At 40.7% G+C, this 16,514-nt stretch carries 18 protein-coding genes; 14 read left to right on the top strand and 4 right to left on the bottom strand.

All coding sequences use genetic code 11. From position 1 onward, the window contains the following. The first annotated feature begins 3 nt into the window (after positions 1 to 3). The 9 genes from B9Y89_RS14165 to B9Y89_RS14130 all read left to right on the top strand — a co-directional run bounded on the left by B9Y89_RS14165 (position 4) and on the right by B9Y89_RS14130 (position 10,616). The gene (locus tag B9Y89_RS14165) at positions 4 to 3,222 is read left to right on the top strand and encodes a phage tail tape measure protein (RefSeq protein WP_085523848.1); all 3,219 of its coding nucleotides are present in this window, start codon (positions 4 to 6) and stop codon (positions 3,220 to 3,222) included. Then, on the top strand, positions 3,222 to 4,655 hold the full coding sequence (locus B9Y89_RS14160; RefSeq protein ID WP_085523847.1) for a distal tail protein Dit: 1,434 nt from the start codon (positions 3,222 to 3,224) through the stop codon (positions 4,653 to 4,655). The genes B9Y89_RS14165 and B9Y89_RS14160 overlap by 1 nt, the downstream gene beginning before the upstream one ends. Continuing rightward, a complete protein-coding gene (locus B9Y89_RS14155) occupies positions 4,652 to 7,033 on the top strand; it encodes a phage tail spike protein (RefSeq protein WP_176222237.1) in 2,382 nt (793 codons plus the stop codon). The genes B9Y89_RS14160 and B9Y89_RS14155 overlap by 4 nt, the downstream gene beginning before the upstream one ends. A 54-nt stretch (positions 7,034 to 7,087) precedes the next feature. Next, positions 7,088 to 8,248 (top strand): hypothetical protein, encoded by a 1,161-nt coding sequence (locus B9Y89_RS14150; RefSeq protein WP_085523845.1) that lies wholly within the window; start codon positions 7,088 to 7,090, stop codon positions 8,246 to 8,248. Continuing rightward, complete coding sequence (locus tag B9Y89_RS14145) at positions 8,248 to 8,592, top strand: hypothetical protein (RefSeq protein WP_085523844.1); 345 nt, start codon at positions 8,248 to 8,250, stop codon at positions 8,590 to 8,592. Before B9Y89_RS14150 ends, B9Y89_RS14145 begins: the two co-directional genes overlap by 1 nt. Continuing rightward, positions 8,593 to 8,730, top strand: coding sequence for a hypothetical protein (locus tag B9Y89_RS19100; RefSeq protein ID WP_176222236.1), 138 nt, complete (start codon positions 8,593 to 8,595; stop codon positions 8,728 to 8,730). A gap of 161 nt (positions 8,731 to 8,891) precedes the next feature. After that, a complete protein-coding gene (locus B9Y89_RS14140) occupies positions 8,892 to 9,146 on the top strand; it encodes a hemolysin XhlA family protein (RefSeq protein WP_085523843.1) in 255 nt (84 codons plus the stop codon). After that, the gene (locus B9Y89_RS14135; protein ID WP_085523842.1) at positions 9,139 to 10,281 is read left to right on the top strand and encodes a GH25 family lysozyme; all 1,143 of its coding nucleotides are present in this window, start codon (positions 9,139 to 9,141) and stop codon (positions 10,279 to 10,281) included. Before B9Y89_RS14140 ends, B9Y89_RS14135 begins: the two co-directional genes overlap by 8 nt. Positions 10,282 to 10,340: 59 nt before the next feature. Further along, a complete protein-coding gene (locus B9Y89_RS14130) occupies positions 10,341 to 10,616 on the top strand; it encodes a holin (RefSeq protein WP_085523841.1) in 276 nt (91 codons plus the stop codon). Between the two features lie 120 nt (positions 10,617 to 10,736). On the opposite strand, the gene B9Y89_RS14125 is transcribed toward B9Y89_RS14130, so the two are convergent. The 4 genes from B9Y89_RS14125 to B9Y89_RS14100 form a co-directional block, all read right to left on the bottom strand. After that, a complete protein-coding gene (locus B9Y89_RS14125) occupies positions 10,737 to 11,609 on the bottom strand; it encodes a tyrosine-type recombinase/integrase (RefSeq protein WP_085523840.1) in 873 nt (290 codons plus the stop codon). Positions 11,610 to 11,611: 2 nt separating this feature from the next. Then, a complete protein-coding gene (locus B9Y89_RS14120) occupies positions 11,612 to 12,034 on the bottom strand; it encodes a helix-turn-helix domain-containing protein (protein WP_085523839.1) in 423 nt (140 codons plus the stop codon). A gap of 14 nt (positions 12,035 to 12,048) precedes the next feature. Continuing rightward, complete coding sequence (locus tag B9Y89_RS14115) at positions 12,049 to 12,459, bottom strand: hypothetical protein (RefSeq protein ID WP_085523838.1); 411 nt, start codon at positions 12,457 to 12,459, stop codon at positions 12,049 to 12,051. Positions 12,460 to 13,182: 723 nt separating this feature from the next. Continuing rightward, entirely contained in the window at positions 13,183 to 13,392 is a 210-nt protein-coding gene (locus B9Y89_RS14100) for a helix-turn-helix domain-containing protein (RefSeq protein WP_085523835.1), read from the bottom strand. Between the two features lie 307 nt (positions 13,393 to 13,699). Between B9Y89_RS14100 and B9Y89_RS14095 the strand changes: the two genes are divergently transcribed. From B9Y89_RS14095 to B9Y89_RS14075, 5 genes are all read left to right on the top strand, one after another. Beyond that, the gene (locus tag B9Y89_RS14095; protein ID WP_085523834.1) at positions 13,700 to 14,092 is read left to right on the top strand and encodes a hypothetical protein; all 393 of its coding nucleotides are present in this window, start codon (positions 13,700 to 13,702) and stop codon (positions 14,090 to 14,092) included. Positions 14,093 to 14,222: 130 nt separating this feature from the next. Next, positions 14,223 to 14,411 (top strand): hypothetical protein, encoded by a 189-nt coding sequence (locus B9Y89_RS14090; protein ID WP_085523833.1) that lies wholly within the window; start codon positions 14,223 to 14,225, stop codon positions 14,409 to 14,411. After that, positions 14,411 to 15,550, top strand: a complete 1,140-nt coding sequence (locus tag B9Y89_RS14085; RefSeq protein WP_085523832.1) for an FtsK/SpoIIIE domain-containing protein — start codon at positions 14,411 to 14,413, stop codon at positions 15,548 to 15,550. Before B9Y89_RS14090 ends, B9Y89_RS14085 begins: the two co-directional genes overlap by 1 nt. Next, positions 15,537 to 16,190, top strand: a complete 654-nt coding sequence (locus B9Y89_RS14080) for a helix-turn-helix domain-containing protein (RefSeq protein WP_085523831.1) — start codon at positions 15,537 to 15,539, stop codon at positions 16,188 to 16,190. Before B9Y89_RS14085 ends, B9Y89_RS14080 begins: the two co-directional genes overlap by 14 nt. A 26-nt stretch (positions 16,191 to 16,216) precedes the next feature. Continuing rightward, positions 16,217 to 16,504, top strand: coding sequence for a hypothetical protein (locus B9Y89_RS14075; protein ID WP_085523830.1), 288 nt, complete (start codon positions 16,217 to 16,219; stop codon positions 16,502 to 16,504). Positions 16,505 to 16,514 lie beyond the last annotated feature (10 nt).

Genomic DNA, 16,514 nt, shown 5'->3' with positions numbered 1-16,514 from the left:
CGAATGGCTAACAAAGAAGTTATCGGTGACCTGGTCACTAAGATCAGTATGGAAAGCAATGATTTTAACGATGGTGTTAAAAAGCTGAACCGTCAAATGCGCGTCGTAAAATCAGAATTTGCAGTCGCAAAACAACGTCTCAAAGATTTTGGCGATGGAACTAAGTATCTTGAAGCGCAATCGGAATCACTCTCCGATCAATTAACTATTCACCAGGCGAAAGTCAAAACATTAGAACAAGCTTATGAAGAAGCTAAAGAGTCGACCGGCGATACATCCTATCAGACTCAAAATCTATCTGTAAAACTCAATAATGCCCGTGCTGCTATGGCCAAGACTGAAAAGCAGTTAGATAATGTCAACGAGGAATTGCGTGAGCAAAACGGTTTGGTTAAGCGAAATGGTGGTCTGTGGGGGCGTTATGCCGGTGACATTAAAAAAGCTGTCAAAAATTCTGAGCATGAGCTAGAGGGTCTGCGTCATGCCATGATAGGCCTTGGTGTTGGGGCCGGTGTCGGCATCGGTGCAGCTGTCTATCAAGCGGCAACATTTGAACAGGCTCTTGCTAATGTACAAGCCGTCACGGGTTCGACAGATAAACAGATACAACAACTATCTAAGCAAGCTAAAGAACTTGGAGAACAAACGAAGTACAGCGGGCGTCAGGTTGTCGAGGCGGCAGGCGAACTCGTTAAAGCTGGTTTGTCGATGGATGAGGTCCTAGGTGGTGCTTTGCAAGGTTCGTTGAATTTGGCGACAGCTGGTGAGTTGAGATTAGCTGATGCCGCTGAAATTGCGTCTACAGCATTGAATGCTTTTGAAGAAGACAATTTGTCCGTATCAGATGCGGCGGATATTCTTGCAGGGGCTGCGAACGCTTCTGCTACTAGTGTACAGGAAATGCGTGTTGGTTTGGCTCAGTCATCGGCAGCGGCGGCCAATGCTGGATTCTCGTTTAAGGAGACATCAACGGCTTTAGCTGTTCTTGCTAATAATGGGCTAAAAGGATCAGACGCTGGTACATCACTGAGAACTATGCTCTTGCGCCTAGCTCCTACAACCAAAACAGCCAAAGAAAAAATGCAAGAACTCGGCATCATCACTAAAGAAAACGGAAACCGGTTCTATGATGCACAGGGTAACGTGAAAGACTTTTCCGGTGTTGTTGGCGTTCTCCGGGATGCGTTGGACGATTTAAATCCTAGAGAGCGGCAAAAAGCACTTAAAGAGATGTTTGGTACTGATGCCTATCGGGCAGGGGCTATATTCTTTAAGGAAGCGGCTGATGGTGTCAACGAAATGGCAGATGCCATGGAACGTGTGTCTGCGGCTGAGGTTGCGGCCGAACGTATGGATACGTTTTTAGGTAAAGTTGATGAGTTAGTTTCTTCACTTCAAACAGCCGGTATTGAAATTGGTGATGAGTTTTTGCCAATGCTCACGGATGTAGTCAAAGAGATCACGGAAATGACACGTAGCATTAGCGACATGAACCCTGCTGTTATTGCAGTTGGTTTGAAAGCAGCAGGTGCAGCTGCCGGTTTTGGTGTCTTAGCAACATCAATCGTCAAAGTGTCGCGCGGGTTGATGCTCTTGCGCGCAAACCCAATCGGTCTAGCTATCACTGGATTAACTTTACTTGTTGGAGCTGTCGTGGGTGCAAAAGAAGCCTATGATGAGTTTCAAAAGGTGAATCTTGATACGGCTAATAAGATGCAAAAAACATATATGACAACTAAAGACCAGATCGATCAGTTTGATCAACTCCGAAAGAAAAGCAAATTAACGTCTGACGAATTCGCTCGTTATATTGATTTGCAGGAGAAGGTTAATGAAGCGACGGATCCTCAGAAAATCAAATCTTATAAAAATAAGATGAAGGATCTTCAAAAGGAATCAGGTTTATCTAACAAAGAGCTAGATACAATGGTGGGTCTAAACAAGGATCTCGTTAAAAAATTGCCTAAGTCATCAACTAAAATCAGTGAGCAAGGCAATCGGATTGCTGGCACAACTAAAGAACTGAAAAAATATAATGATGAATTAGCTAAGAAGACGATGCGTGAGTTGGAGACCCAAGCTTTAAAGTTAGTTCAGAAAGAAAGTCAACTAAAGGCAAAAATAAACGAGTATCAAAATAAATATAACCAAGGTGTCAAAATTGAAAAACAAATTAGAACAGTGATTAACGGTGCTACAGAAAAGAATAGGCAGAAACTCAAGGATATGTACCTCACTCAATATAAAAAGAACGGTTTGACTGATGGTGAAAGACAGCTGTTGGCGGCAATAAACAAGCGTATAGACCGTGGCGGAAGTGCTCTGCAAAATATGTTGGTCAAACAGAAGAAAACTAATGACGAAACCCAGGAACAGATAGACAAGCGACAGAAAGAACTAAATAAGCTTAAGCTTATCCGGAACAGAATGAATAAAATTGCCTTCGAGCAATCCGGAATTAACTATAAACACGGCCGTGGCCTTAAGTGGCTTAATAGGAAGATTAATGCCCTTAAAAGAGAAAGAGATCAAATCATAAAAAATGCTGGCGGTGTTGATAGTCTTAATGCCAAACAGCAGACCCAAATCAATAAAATTGATAGGCAGATTAGTAAATATAACACGGCTAGAGGAAAAGTGGTTGGCATCAACAGATTGCTAGGCAAAAACATTCCTAAAGATGTTAATGTTGACGCCAATACGAGTTCATATGACAGAACGGTTGCCCAAATCATAAACGAACCGATGTTTAGTACGGTTCATATGGATCCTGATGCTTCTGAATACGATAGTTTTATTGAAAGGAATATTAGACAAACTCTTTATCAGCCGATTAAATTCTACTCAGCTGGTGGGCCAGGAGCCGGTAACAACGCTGACGGAACCGATAATTGGCGCGGCGGTCTCACTTGGGTCGGTGAAGAAGGACCTGAGCTGATGAATTTACCGCGCGGGACGCAAATCTTTTCTAACGATAAATCAATGGAAATCATGCGTCAGATGCGGCAGATGGGGACGTTGACGGCTAAACAGACAGGTGGCGGCAGTGTTTCTCCTGCTGCACAACCAGCACAACCACAAACTGTTCAGGTACAAATGCCGGTTCCACAACGGGCTGTCTTTGAAATTGGTGGTTATCAGGCCGAGGGATTGATTAGGTTTTTCACTGAGCAACAGGAAGAACAAAAATATACTGATTCGTGGAACGAAGGTGATGTTTGATGAGCGGTTTAACTTACAAAGGACAGCACTCAAGTGAATTCGGTCTTGTTATAAAGACAAAACCATCTATCCTACCACCAATCAGTACAAAAACGACAGAAATCCCCGGGATGCCCGGTGCTTATTACGTTCGATCTGAACGCGGTGTTAAACCGATTAAAGTCCCAATTGGGTTCGTCGCTGATGATTACCAAGACTACCACACTCGTTTACGCCGATTAGCAGCATGGTTAGCCCCTCCTAAAGATATTAAGGATGGGGCTTTAATTTTTGATACTGAATCGTACAAGACCGATTATGCGGTTTTGGATGGCAGTACAGATATAGACAGATTGGCGCGACTTGGAAAAGGGACACTTACTTTTCTGTGTCCGGATCCAGACTCATTTGGCCAAGAACGTACCCAAACCATCAATGACCCAAACAACCCAACGAAAGCCGGTAAGGTCATCACAAACGGAGGTACAGCTGAAACAAAGCCCGTATTTCGGGCAACAATTTTGAAACAAACACCTTTGCTTGCGATTGTTAGTCCGGATGATTATATCCAGCTGGGCAAACCAGCTTCTGTTGATCAACCAGCAGTCCAGGGGAAAGAACTCATCCTTCGGGATGAAATGACCACCTTAACTAACTGGACAACAGGTTCATATATCGAAGATGGTGTGATAGCAGGTTCAATGACAACAGGTGATAGTCATTTCAAAGCAAGTGATTTTGGTACCGGTGACGGGTGGCATGGTCCGGCTTTGGAGCGAAGTCTGTCCGAAGCAATTCAAGATTTTGAGGTTGATTTCTATCTATCCAATGTCAGTAGCGGTGATCCAAAAAAAATTGGGAGAGTAGAAGTATATCTTCTTGACGCTCAAGGAAATGTAGTTGCAAAGGCAGGAATTAAAGATGCTCATCAAGACTATATTCTGAATCGAGGCTATATACGCATTGGGTCGAAGTTCATCATTAATGAAACTAAAAACATATGGAATAACTTTGATGGAATGATTCATATACAAAGGGATGGAAAGCGCTGGATTGTGGGTATTGGTCAGATTGATGAAAATGGTGACCATCACGCACGACACTATGAAACTTGGACGGATTATGGCGGTGAATTTCAGTCTAAAGTAGCTAAGGTTGAAGTCTATATTGGAAAATACGCTGATTATACAGTCTCTGACATGTGGCATGGGGCTGTTTATGTTTATAAACACAATTCGATTTCGAATGACCAAGTGCCGTACATCCTGCAGCCAGATGACGAAGTTGTGATTGATCATAGACAACGAAAAGTATTTGTAAATGGAAAAGACGCACGTAATCTGAAGTATTTTCCGTCTAACTATTTCAAACTGAAACCTGGACAAACAGAATTGGGTGTCAGTCCGGCTGATGTGGCGAAAGTTGATATTGAATATCCGGAGGCATGGCTATGATTCACGTGTTTTCAAAAGATGAAGTATATAAAGCTGACATTGGCATTGAGAGCATTCTATCAGGAGATCAATTACACCAGCTCTTGAAAAATGGATCAGCCACATATGATTTTGCCGTGCCATCCGATTTAGAGGATGGTATTTTTCTTGAAAACGAAGGACGGATATTGATACCTGGTACAGACCGTGATTATCTTGAAATGTACATTAAGAAAGTGAAAACGTCTAAGACGGATCACCAAAAACGTGTGAGGACATTTGCTAGTTCAGCTCATGATTTGAATGCAGATTATGTCCGTCCGATTACCTTTGATGCTAAAAGTCCTAAATATATGTTGTCTCAGGTACTTCTTGGATCGCGATGGGAAGTAGGAGACGTTGCCTCGGTTGGTGTTCAAACACTCAATTTCAATGACTATCCAACCATGCTCAAAGCAGTTCTTGCGATCAAAGATGCATTTGGTTTAGAGGTTCGTTTTCGTGTTGAATTTGACGGCGATGTCATTACAGGTAGATATGTAGATTTGCTCGAAAAGCGCGGTCAAGATGAGGGCAAAGAATTTGAATACGCCCATAATATCACAGGATTAAAAAAAGAGACTTCGTCAACTGAGGTCTATTCAGGTGTTATCGGTTTAGGGAAAACAGATACCAATGGAAATTATCTCACTTTCAAAGGCATTGAGTTGTCAAAAGATAGCGGTGATATAGCAGACAAGCCTTCTGGACAAGACTACTGGATCAACAAGTCGGCTGAACAAAAATGGGGAAGGAAAATTGGTAAGTTTAAAGATACTAGTATAAAAGACCCTAGAGAACTCTTCCGGAAATCTTTTGAATGGGTCAATAAGCAAATCAGTCTTAATACAAAATTTACGGTTGACGTTGCGTTATTATCTTCGTTTCTCGGTTTAGATGTTGAGGACATAGGCGTCGGAGATACGTACGGCGTAAAAGATTTGTCTATGGTACCGGAAGTTCTCATGAAATCGCGGATCATGGAGCTTACAACATCGCTGGTTGAACCCTCCAAGGGTAAAGCTGTTCTCGGTGACTATGTGAGAGTAAAAAAGAGTGAATCTGCCATCATCCAAGAAATGCAGTCACAACTGGACTACAGTCGGGGTATACTCTCTGGAAAAACTGAAAAATATGAAGGAAATACACCACCAAATGACAAAAACGTGATTTGGATAGACACTTCCGATTCTGAAAATATCATATGGAAAACGTGGAGTGAGACAGACCAGATGTGGAAAGCAGGCCCAAGTGGCCCCCAAGGTGTCCCTGGCCCTCCTGGTGAAGATGGTCAAAGTCTTTATACATGGATCAAATACGCGGATGACTCACAAGGAAATGGCATGGTTGATGCGCCAGATGGTAAGCCCTATATTGGTTTAGCTTATAATAGAAAGAATCCAACTGAATCTAGTGACCCAAGCCAATATACATGGGCTAAAATCGAAGGACCACAAGGCGATCAAGGTATACAAGGACCACCAGGGGAGGACGGTCAGCCAAGATACACATGGATTAAATATGCGGATGACGCAAACGGTAATGGATTATCTAATTCACCTGACGGCAAAGCTTATCTAGGTATCTCGTATAATCATCTCAACCAAACCGAGTCCGATGATCCTGCTGATTATACTTTCAGCAAAATTGAAGGGCCACAAGGACCACAGGGTGAACAAGGTCCCCAAGGTATTCAAGGACCACCTGGCGATGATGGTCAAAGTCTTTTTACATGGGTGAAATATGCTGATGACAATTCAGGAAACGGAATGGCAAATGTACCTGACGGAAAAGCGTACATCGGCTTGTCTTATAACCAAACAACACAGACTGAAAGTAACGATCCGTCTGACTACAATTGGTCAAAAATAAAAGGTGAGCAAGGTATTCAGGGTCCATCCGGGGAAGACGGGACAACCTATTATACTTGGATAAAGTATGCTGATTCTCCAACAAGCGGGATGAGCGATGACCCAAGCGGTAAAGAGTACATGGGTATTGCCTACAATAAGACGAGTCCAACTGAATCAAGTTCATATAGTGATTACTCTTGGTCCTTAGTTAAAGGACCTAAAGGAGAGCAAGGTCCCCAAGGGCCAGAGGGGCCACAGGGTATTCAGGGTCCACCTGGAGAGGATGGTAAACCAAGGTATACATGGATTCGTTATGCTGATGATGCTAATGGCAATGGCATGAGTAACTTTCCTGACGGTAAAGAGTTCATTGGTTTAGCCCATAACAAACTAACAGCGACTGAATCAACAAATGCATCAGACTATACCTGGTCAAAGATCGAAGGTCCTCAGGGACCAAAAGGCAACACCGGTCCAGAGGGACCTCAAGGACCGGAAGGACCATAAGGTCCCCGAGGCCCTAATATAGTTGATACTAATACATCATTTGGCGTTAACTGGTTGATAGCAGATTACATTAAATCATTAAATGGATTGAACGTTGGTGACGGTCAGTTTGTGGTCGATGATAACGGCAACGTTAGTATCGCAAATAACAATGTCAGTATCGGTCGGCAAGGGGTTACGGTGAAAGATGGTAATTTTCTGCTGGAACACGGCAATTCGGGGGTTGAATACGAACTCTCACCTAGGACAAATTTGGTTTATGACCATTCTTTCGAAATGCTTGAAACAGAGGGGAATCTTTTCACATCATATGATGACTTTGATATTGATTTTTCAAATAGCGATGATGAATGGATGGCCTGGAAGGGCTCAGGGTATCCAAAAATGTTTAGGACTCTGTCACTAGATGGAATACGTCCTTCCCCTTTTGGTCTTCAGTCGGTTGAAGTTCACAGGAATCATTATATGTATCAAAAGATATGGGTAGAGACAGGTCAAACCTATACGTTTTCAATGACCGTTTTTCCTACAAAACGAACAAATGGTAGCTTTCATCCAAGGGTAGATGTTCTTTCATATAACGGAGATACAAGGACCAGCGACTCTGTTATAAGGGTCATACAGGGAAAAGCTTTCCCTAACGGAACTTATCAAGATACGTACAGAATATCGGGGACATTTACCGTTCCAGCTGGTGTTAATGCTGTTCAGATACAAATATTAGCAGAAGATGGAACGACATGGTATGGTGTTGACGGAGTACAGGTTGTTGAAGGTAATAGACCTGTGATTTACAGACCAGAATCTAGTTTTTTTATGTCGATGCGGGGGATACCTCACTATCCACAGATGAATGGCGGCGAACTGAAGAACATAAGTATTACAACTACTAATGGCTGGCACTCAATGACACTCTATAATGGGTGGGTTAATTATGGTAGCCCTTATTCTCTTGCAAGATGGAGGATGGATGCTGAAGGATTCATTCATGTCACTGGATTCATTGCCAATGGTTCAACAGCTTTGTTTGGTTCTATCCCTTATGCTATTGACAGTAAATGTGAATTTATATTACATGCAGCAAATGGATTTGCAAGAGTACAAGCAAGACCATACAACGGAACAACTGAACTTGTTTTAGTGAATTATGATAGTGGTGGTAACAATGGGTTCATGTCTTTAGATGGTATTAACTATTTTGGGAGAGATTGGTGATGAGTAAACAAGTATTTGTCATTGATAGCGAAGGTTATTTTGTTAAACCTTATATGCTAAAAGAGAGTGAAGAACTGGAAAGTAATATGATTGAAATTGCACCTCCCGATGGTATTTATCAACCTTTTAAATGGGATGGAGGACAATGGGTTAGTGATTTAACCCAAGAGGAAATTGACGAAATAAAAGCCAATGAACCGGTCCCACCACCGTCTAATGAAGAATTAAAAAAAGAAAATGAAGAATTGAAACAAAAGCTTGCTAATGCTGAACAACGTCTTTCGGATAACGAAAGTGCCATGGTATCGGTGATGGACACTGTTTCTCTGAAAGGAGGCGCATAGATGATGTACGATTTTCTTCTCCGTATGTGGGTGCAGAGAAGGGTCACCGAAACACAATTACAAAACTATGCTGACTACGGCTTCATTACACAGGAACAAGCTGATAGCATTATAGCGACACCGCAAGAACAACAGTAGAGGGGCTGCCCACACAGCCCCATACAGCTCGCCCATCAAATTTGGGGGTCATGGACGAGCTAGGGTTAAGAATAACAAACATTTGTTCGATTGTTAATAAGTAAATAGTTTTAGCTTATAAGTCCTTAAAGGACTTTTTTTATTGGTAAAGGAGGACAAGCATGGATGAAGAAAAAATGGAAAAACGAGTGAGTGATTTAGAAACCTGGCAAGGAAAAACCAATACTCGATTAGCCATTGTTGAGAACAATGTAGAGAACGTCCAAAAGAAGCTAGACAAAATTGATAACAACACAACATGGTTGCTCCGTATCGTGATTGGCTCGCTGATTTCAGCGGGCCTTTGGTATCTCATTAGTACACCGGCTAATATGCCCGGAATTTTAAAATTTATAGGAGGTTTTATACATGAGTAAAGTCGTTGATGTGTCCCATTGGCAAGGTGAAATTGACTGGCAAAAGATGAAGTCTGATGGAGTTGACCATGCCTTTTGTAAAGCGACACAAGGTTCAGAGGACGGAACAGCTTTCATCGATTCCCAGCTAAAAAGAAATGCTACAGAAGGCCATAAAGCAGGCGTTGAAATGGGCGCTTATCATTATGCGGCATTCATTTCAGAAGAGGATGCTAAAAAAGAGGCTGATTGGTTCTTAAAGAACATCCAAGGCCTGCCTCTCGCTTTGCCCCATGTGCTTGACATGGAAGAAAACCGATGCGGTTCTGACAAGGAAATGAATAAAGGTTTGCGCGCATTTCTAGATCGTGTTCATGAAAAAACAGGCCATCCCGTCATGCTTTATAGCGGCGGGTATTTCTACCTAAACAGGATCTATAAAGATCACGGATATCCAGTTTGGTATGCACGATATGCGGACGAGCCAAAGGGGTGTGATCTCAACGATTTGGCGCTCTGGCAACATACAATGAAAGGTTCTATCGGCGGCATATCACCAATTGATATGAATACTCCCGGAGGCATGTGGAAGTCATGGGAAGATGAAAAACAAGTCATTGAACGTGATAGGCAGACCAAAGCAGAGGTCGTTCATGCTGATAAAGATCAATACACGATCAGATCAGGTGATAACTATTGGGATTTAGAAAATCGGTGGGGATTGGCACATGGCACACTTGAACGACTCAACTCTGACGTCAATCCACAGTCGCTCAATGTGGGACAAAAAATCTTTGTTCCATCTGACGTGCGAAAGGGTGACCACAATACGTCTCATCATTCGTCCGGCGATACGTATACGGTTAAACAAGGTGACGCTCTTTCGGTCATTGCCCAAAATCATGGGACGTCAGTGGACAGGCTGTTGGAACTAAATCCAGGTATCGATGATCCAAATGTCATTCATACCGGGCAAAAGATTCAGTTGCCCGGCGGTGGGGCCTCACATGAAATATACACGGTCCAATTTGGAGACTACTTGTCTAAAATCGGAGCGAAATTCAATGTCAACTGGCATGATATCGCAAGTTTGAATGGTATTGCGGGGCCTAAGTACACAATCCATCCAGGCGACAAAATCAAAATACCAAACTAAATGTCCGATGATTTTGTCGGTCATTTTTTAATATCTTAAAAATAAAAAGGAGAGATATCATGAACGAAATTCTAACGTTTGCAACAATCGTTTTGCCGATCGTAACTGCTGTCACGGAATTGATCAAAAGGACTGTGTCTGTGCCAAAAAATTTCGTGCCACTGATTGCATTGGTCACTGGTCTTGCAATTGGTTATGCTGCTACACCTATGACCAATATTGATTGGGTATTGAGGCTATGGGGCGGGGGTATTGCCGGTTTGTCGTCTACTGGCCTGTATGAGATTGCTTTTAACAAGCGGGAAGGGAAGACTAAACAGAATAAAGCTGCATAGTTGAATTGAAATATTTTCAATGGTATATTTAAATTAATGTAAAGAATTTGTCCCGGATTTGCCCACCGTTTATTTGGTGGGTTTTTCTGGTTCTTGCCCTGCTGTCCTCGGATGGCAGGGCTATATTATTATTGCATGTTTTTTGTGCTTTTTCGCTAAATCGGTTGAAAAAAGATTTACATAGTGAGAAGTCATATGGGGAGAAGAGTGTCCAAGCATTCTCTGCAAGCTGAACGCATCTCCTTCTGACATGATCCAATGCTTTGCAAATGTATGTCTAAATAGATGAGGCTTTATGCTTAATGAAGCGAATCCGAGTTTGTCTTCAGCACCTTCACACAACCTTCTTAAATATCTACGAACAGTATCAGCTTTAAAGGTGAATAAATTTTCTTGTTCCTGCTTATCTAAATAACACGCCAAGTCATCCCTTAATTCTTGGGAAAAAGGTAGCAAGTCATATTTACGAACCTTTTTTCGGTAAACTTCAATCATACATTCATCTAAATGAATGTCACTTCGTTTCAAAGATATTCCTTCACTGATGCGTAGGCCCAAGTTTAACATTAAACGGAATAATGTTCTGTAATCTTCTCTTGAATTATTGATTATGTACCTTAATTGCTCCATACTAAAAGTCTGTTTAATACCGTTACTTAAAGAAGGGGCGGAGATGCCTTGGGTTATATCAAATGATAAAAACGACCGTCTTTGAATAAACTTGGCAAATACACTTATTACTTTGAAATAATTAGCAAGCGTATTATCTGAAAGTCTTCCACCGTGTTTCTGGTTTGTTTTTTCGTACTTGAGATAGACAAAATATTCTTCAATGAATGCCTCGTCTAATTCATTAACCATTATAATGCCAGTGTTAATACAGTAACGGGAGAAGTCTCGCATAACATATTCACTAAGTTCGATCGTTTTGTCAGCGAGACCACTAGCCCTTCGATTTCGTAAAAATTGTTTAATAACGCCTTCAATATACATTGTTATATATTTTTTTCATCCTCAGATTCTTTATATCTGTAAAACCACTCAGTAAACGTAAGATATTTCCCATCTTCAATGCCATCCTTAACTCCGTCCATATACAACTCATATATACGGTCTATGTCGTCATTTAAAAACGTCAGAACCTCATTTTCCAATACATCATTCATCTCATTGTCAACATGATCGACAACCCAATCCCAATCGACTTTAACTGGAATCATTTTAATGTCATCTTTATAGATCCGTAGTGCTTCACGGGACATAATCAACCATGTGCTGCCACTTTTCCGAACTTCGGATTTGCGGAATTTTTCCCATTTATCCTTATCGCGGTGTAGATCGCGGCGGACAGAACCAGTCGGAAGCTCAAAGGTTGTTTCAACTTCCGATGGTGTCATAACTTGATATATGGCGTTCATGTTTAACATCCTTTCTATAGTTCGATTTTTTCAAGACGTTCGTGGTATTCATGTTCTTCAATGTCACCGTAGAAATAGTCTTCGTAAGCTTCGAACACTTGCTTCATCAAAGGTATAGCGTCTTTTTCCGAGATTGTTCTTTCACAAGTTGCGATGTTCTCAGCGTCGCTTCCATCAGTGATGTATTCACCTTGGAAGATCGTTACTTGCATATCTTCGTAATCTTCGATGTCATGAAGTGAAGCAATGTTATCCCAATAGTCGCGTAGTTCTGCGAGTGCATATCCTTTGTCATCGTCATCAAGCGGATAGCAGCTAACGCCTTGTTCCCAATCCCCTGTTTCATCTCCAATTCCAAGAATGCTGCTTTGGTGTTCTGTACCTTTCCAATGACCTTTCATGTCTAACCGAATAAATCGATCCATTTTCGCTCGCTCCCTTTGATATGTTTTCGTATCGTTTGATCTATATTCATTATATGATACGAAATCGTATCGGTCAAGGGGTCAAATAAAATTCTTTTCGAGAAATTTTTGAGCACAAAAAATCCCGGCCAAGGACGTGTAGGCCGAGATTTAAACTATATATGGGATGATTTTATAATATCTGTTTATTGTTTTTAATGCAACAACTTTCAGAAATTTTTACATAAAAATCATTTAATCACTCTAAAGGGTATCAGATCATGAAAAAATTCATATTTGTTAGCAATCTCGTAAAAACTTCCGGTATCCTTAATATTAAATGAAGTAGTACCACAACGTTGATGGGTCACTGTATTCATTTGATCTAGGTATACTTTTTCGCTGTATTTCACGACCTTTTTGCATTTTAAACAATGTAATCTCATTATCACTATCCCCTCACTTCAAAAGTTCATCTTCCTGATATATTCGCGTATCCAATTCCTCAGATGGACATTTGACAACTCATTTTCATCCGTCATCCTTTTCCATATGATCCGGAAAACCGAGTAATCGTGTAGCATTGATTCTTTGTCTGACCTTTCAACTCTCAAATCGTTTTCCCGCATTTTCTGTTTTATCTGTTTGAGATCATCCCATATAGCTTGATTATGGATGCCCTTGCGTTCAAGTGTCTCTTTTGCCGCAGACACAACGATATATTTGTTTTTGAGTTCTAGCAGTTCAGTCGGCAGGATCATCAACTCTCACCCATATATCTTCGATTTTCATGTCCAGTGTTTCGGCGATCCTATAAGCAGTATCAAAATTAGGTGTTGTTTTATTATTAACTAATTGACTTAAAGTTCCTCGGCCTATATCCACTTTTTTAAGTAGATCGTTTTGCTGCATATCCTTTTCCGCTAATATCACTTTTAATCGACATTTATACATGTTTTGTCCACCTCTACATACTTACTTTCTACAAAAATACTGTTTGTCCTTCAAAAATTAATTTGGGTGGACAGGCAACGCCCAATCTTAAAGGCCATAGTATTTAACAAAAGCAACAACAAATGTAGCCACAAAGTCCACTACAAAATCATCTGCAATTGTTGCAACAAAAGTACCCTAAACAAATGTTTTAAAGTTGTCTTCACTAATCAAAACAGTAATTTTGCCAATTTGTTTAGAGGGGAGTGAAAGGAGAGAACGGAGATGAGAGTCGGAGTGATCGAGAGGAAAGAGAGGGGAGACTTTTATGAAATGCGGAGAACGATCGAATGTTTTTCAAATGAATTTTAAGTGGGACGGTCACGACTTAAAGGATGTCACCTTTGATATCGACCCATTAGATGTCCCACAAACATTCATTAGTAACATGAAGGCTTGTGGCGGCTTGTCAGACCTAAAAGTAAATTTAGAATCTTACCCAGAGAATCTATACAACCACAGCATTTTAGCCAACCCAGACATGATAAATAACTTAAAACCAATTGATTGGTACAACGGATATGTTTCTTATATGAGAAACCTGGGTGGTGAGGTGCTTGGAAATGACGGAATTGTAAGTCTGTACAATAACTACACATCGTTCATGCAGGAATTGGGCGGAAACATTCTATATTCAATATCAGGAGGAATGATTTCATGATCATAAAACTTGCTTTTTGTGCTTATTGTATCGGCTTAGGTTACGTGATCGGGTTTATTTGTGAAGGAAACCGACAAGAAAAGCGGATTAAAAGATATTACACCTTTAATCCGAGAGGGCGTGATTTAAAGTGATTGTAGCTGGTGTTGTCGGCGGTGTCATTATAGGGTGTGCATTTTGGGAGCGACATTTATTAAAGCGTGATCGTGTTGAAGATGCCCAGAAAATCAGTTCTATATTGCTTGTTTTACTAATCATTATGGGTCTATGCGGTGTTGGTTATTTGTTCATTAACAATCCGCTAGGGAGGTTTTTGTGATGATATTTTGTAATCCCCACAAACAAAAACTCAAGCGTGTATTTAGAAACGCTCATTTATACAAAGAAGTGTCTACTGGAAAAAAGAAATATCAAGTTTATCCTTATATCATTGATTATCGTTCCACTGAAGACAAAACAACATTTGTATTCACACTACCGGATGGGGTCGACCCAAAGCAAATTCAAAAGCAATGGTTTGTCTTTCAACAAATATTCGGTGACAACATCGACATTAGCGGAGAATATAAAAAGTTTGTCCTATCAATCCACAAATATAGTATGCCTAGTGGTGTTGAATATAATTTTGAGAATTTTAAACTAAAAAAATATGACTTGCCAATCATTTGTGGTGTGGATCGTCACGGGAAAATGCGATTATATGACATGGAAAACCATCCTCATTTATTGATAGCTGGTGAAACAGGATCGGGGAAATCAACTCAATTGAGAGCAATTTTAAGCACGCTTGTGAAACATTACTCATCGGACGATCTACGCCTTGTACTAGGCGATTTGAAGCGCTCAGAGTTTCATGTTTTCCGACGTTTGCCGCATGTGGAAGGCGTATGCACGAGCAGTATCACGTTAGATGGATATCTTGCATATGTGAACGATATACTGAAAAAACGCGGTGATCTTCTGGATAAACACGAGAAAGCGCATATCAAAGACCTACCGTTCCATTTGCCGAGTATTGTTGTTTGCATTGATGAGGTTGCGCTTCTTAAGGATGAAAAAGACATCATGAGTACGATCGAGGATATAAGCGCGATTGGCCGGGCGTTGGGCGTCTATCTCATTCTTTCTATGCAACGCCCAGACAGTGACATTTTAGACGGGAAATTAAAAAACAATCTCACTATTCGCATGGCATTTAAACACGCTGACAGGATCAATTCAAACATTACATTAGGGCGCACAGTTGAAAATGCAGCAGACATATCAATTAATACACCAGGTCGCATGTATATGAAAAGCGATGATATTGAGTTATTACAAGGACCATTCCTTGACTTAGAGGTTGCCAAGGTCATATTAGAACCGTTAAAAGTTCCAAAGTCGGCGAATCAGGATGAACAATCGTCTGTTGACGATAATCCTTTTAATGTTTTGGGTGATGACGATGAGACAACGTGACAAGGCCATTATCAAAGATTTAGAACGATTTAGGGTAATGACAAGGGATGATATTGCAACGCTTTATTTTGGAAATTTGAACAGCCCACGGACATCTGCAAATTATGTTTTGAAAAGGTTAAGACGTGATGGATATATTGAAGCTGACACTAATACAAGGCCGTTCATGTATTTTCCTAAACCAACCACTGTCAAAAAAGGATCGTCTAAAATCAGTCACTTTCTTAAAATTGTAGAATGCTATAAGGAAATGCGTAAAATTGGTGGTATCAAACAGTTCGAGGTCGAACCTAAATTTGGTGATAAAGGAACCATCGAACCAGACATATTTACTATTTGGCAGAACGCACCGTTTTTCATTGAAGTACAAAACTCATTGACTTATTCAAACAAAAATATGAGAGATAAATTGGAACGTTATAAAGCTTACAAACGTAGTGAATTGTGGAAAGAATTATCGTGGCAAGTGTACGGGAAAGAAGTATTCCCAACCGTTCTGATTATCACAGATAAAAATTACGACACTTCATTTGTGAATGATTTTAAGGTGTACCAAGCGAAAATAATATCAAACTTTTATCATCGCTTTTTCCCAAAGAAAAAGGTTATTAAATGGGATTTGTCGAATAGTGCCATTTGAGAAAATACTAGGGGGGTATATAGATAATGAAAGAAAAGAAAATCGTCGCTATTTTAATTTTGATAGTAGGGGCGATAGCTGGTTTAACTGTTGGGTTTAGTTTAAAACAACCAATGCCTGAAGGAGCGGACGATGCTTTAGGTTTGGGTGCAGTTACAACCCCAAACCCTTTGAGATGGATATACGCATCGTTTATTTTTGCAACGTCAGCAATTGTTTCAACTCTGTTGTTTTGTACTGCGGCGATACAAGAAAGTTTGGTTAGATCCCTAGATCATAACAGTAATAACGAAGTTGAAGAAGATATTGGGTAAAATTAAGGAC

This window comes from Tuberibacillus sp. Marseille-P3662, from assembly GCF_900178005.1.
Lineage (GTDB): Bacteria > Bacillota > Bacilli > Bacillales > Sporolactobacillaceae > Marseille-P3662.
The sequence above is the reverse complement of the archived record's forward strand: the minus strand, read 5'-3'. Positions and strand labels throughout refer to the sequence as shown.

Bases quoted from the DNA above. Each gene is read 5' to 3' on its own strand.
- B9Y89_RS14165 (WP_085523848.1), top strand. From the start codon at position 4: ATGGCTAACAAAGAAGTTATCGGTGACCTGGTCACTAAGATCAGTATG.
- B9Y89_RS14160 (WP_085523847.1), top strand. From the start codon at position 3,222: ATGAGCGGTTTAACTTACAAAGGACAGCACTCAAGTGAATTCGGTCTT.
- B9Y89_RS14155 (WP_176222237.1), top strand. From the start codon at position 4,652: ATGATTCACGTGTTTTCAAAAGATGAAGTATATAAAGCTGACATTGGC.
- B9Y89_RS14145 (WP_085523844.1), top strand. From the start codon at position 8,248: ATGAGTAAACAAGTATTTGTCATTGATAGCGAAGGTTATTTTGTTAAA.
- B9Y89_RS19100 (WP_176222236.1), top strand. From the start codon at position 8,593: ATGATGTACGATTTTCTTCTCCGTATGTGGGTGCAGAGAAGGGTCACC.
- B9Y89_RS14140 (WP_085523843.1), top strand. From the start codon at position 8,892: ATGGATGAAGAAAAAATGGAAAAACGAGTGAGTGATTTAGAAACCTGG.
- B9Y89_RS14135 (WP_085523842.1), top strand. From the start codon at position 9,139: ATGAGTAAAGTCGTTGATGTGTCCCATTGGCAAGGTGAAATTGACTGG.
- B9Y89_RS14130 (WP_085523841.1), top strand. From the start codon at position 10,341: ATGAACGAAATTCTAACGTTTGCAACAATCGTTTTGCCGATCGTAACT.
- B9Y89_RS14125 (WP_085523840.1), bottom strand. From the start codon at position 11,609: ATGTATATTGAAGGCGTTATTAAACAATTTTTACGAAATCGAAGGGCT.
- B9Y89_RS14120 (WP_085523839.1), bottom strand. From the start codon at position 12,034: ATGAACGCCATATATCAAGTTATGACACCATCGGAAGTTGAAACAACC.
- B9Y89_RS14115 (WP_085523838.1), bottom strand. From the start codon at position 12,459: ATGGATCGATTTATTCGGTTAGACATGAAAGGTCATTGGAAAGGTACA.
- B9Y89_RS14100 (WP_085523835.1), bottom strand. From the start codon at position 13,392: ATGTATAAATGTCGATTAAAAGTGATATTAGCGGAAAAGGATATGCAG.
- B9Y89_RS14095 (WP_085523834.1), top strand. From the start codon at position 13,700: ATGAAATGCGGAGAACGATCGAATGTTTTTCAAATGAATTTTAAGTGG.
- B9Y89_RS14085 (WP_085523832.1), top strand. From the start codon at position 14,411: ATGATATTTTGTAATCCCCACAAACAAAAACTCAAGCGTGTATTTAGA.
- B9Y89_RS14080 (WP_085523831.1), top strand. From the start codon at position 15,537: ATGAGACAACGTGACAAGGCCATTATCAAAGATTTAGAACGATTTAGG.
- B9Y89_RS14075 (WP_085523830.1), top strand. From the start codon at position 16,217: ATGAAAGAAAAGAAAATCGTCGCTATTTTAATTTTGATAGTAGGGGCG.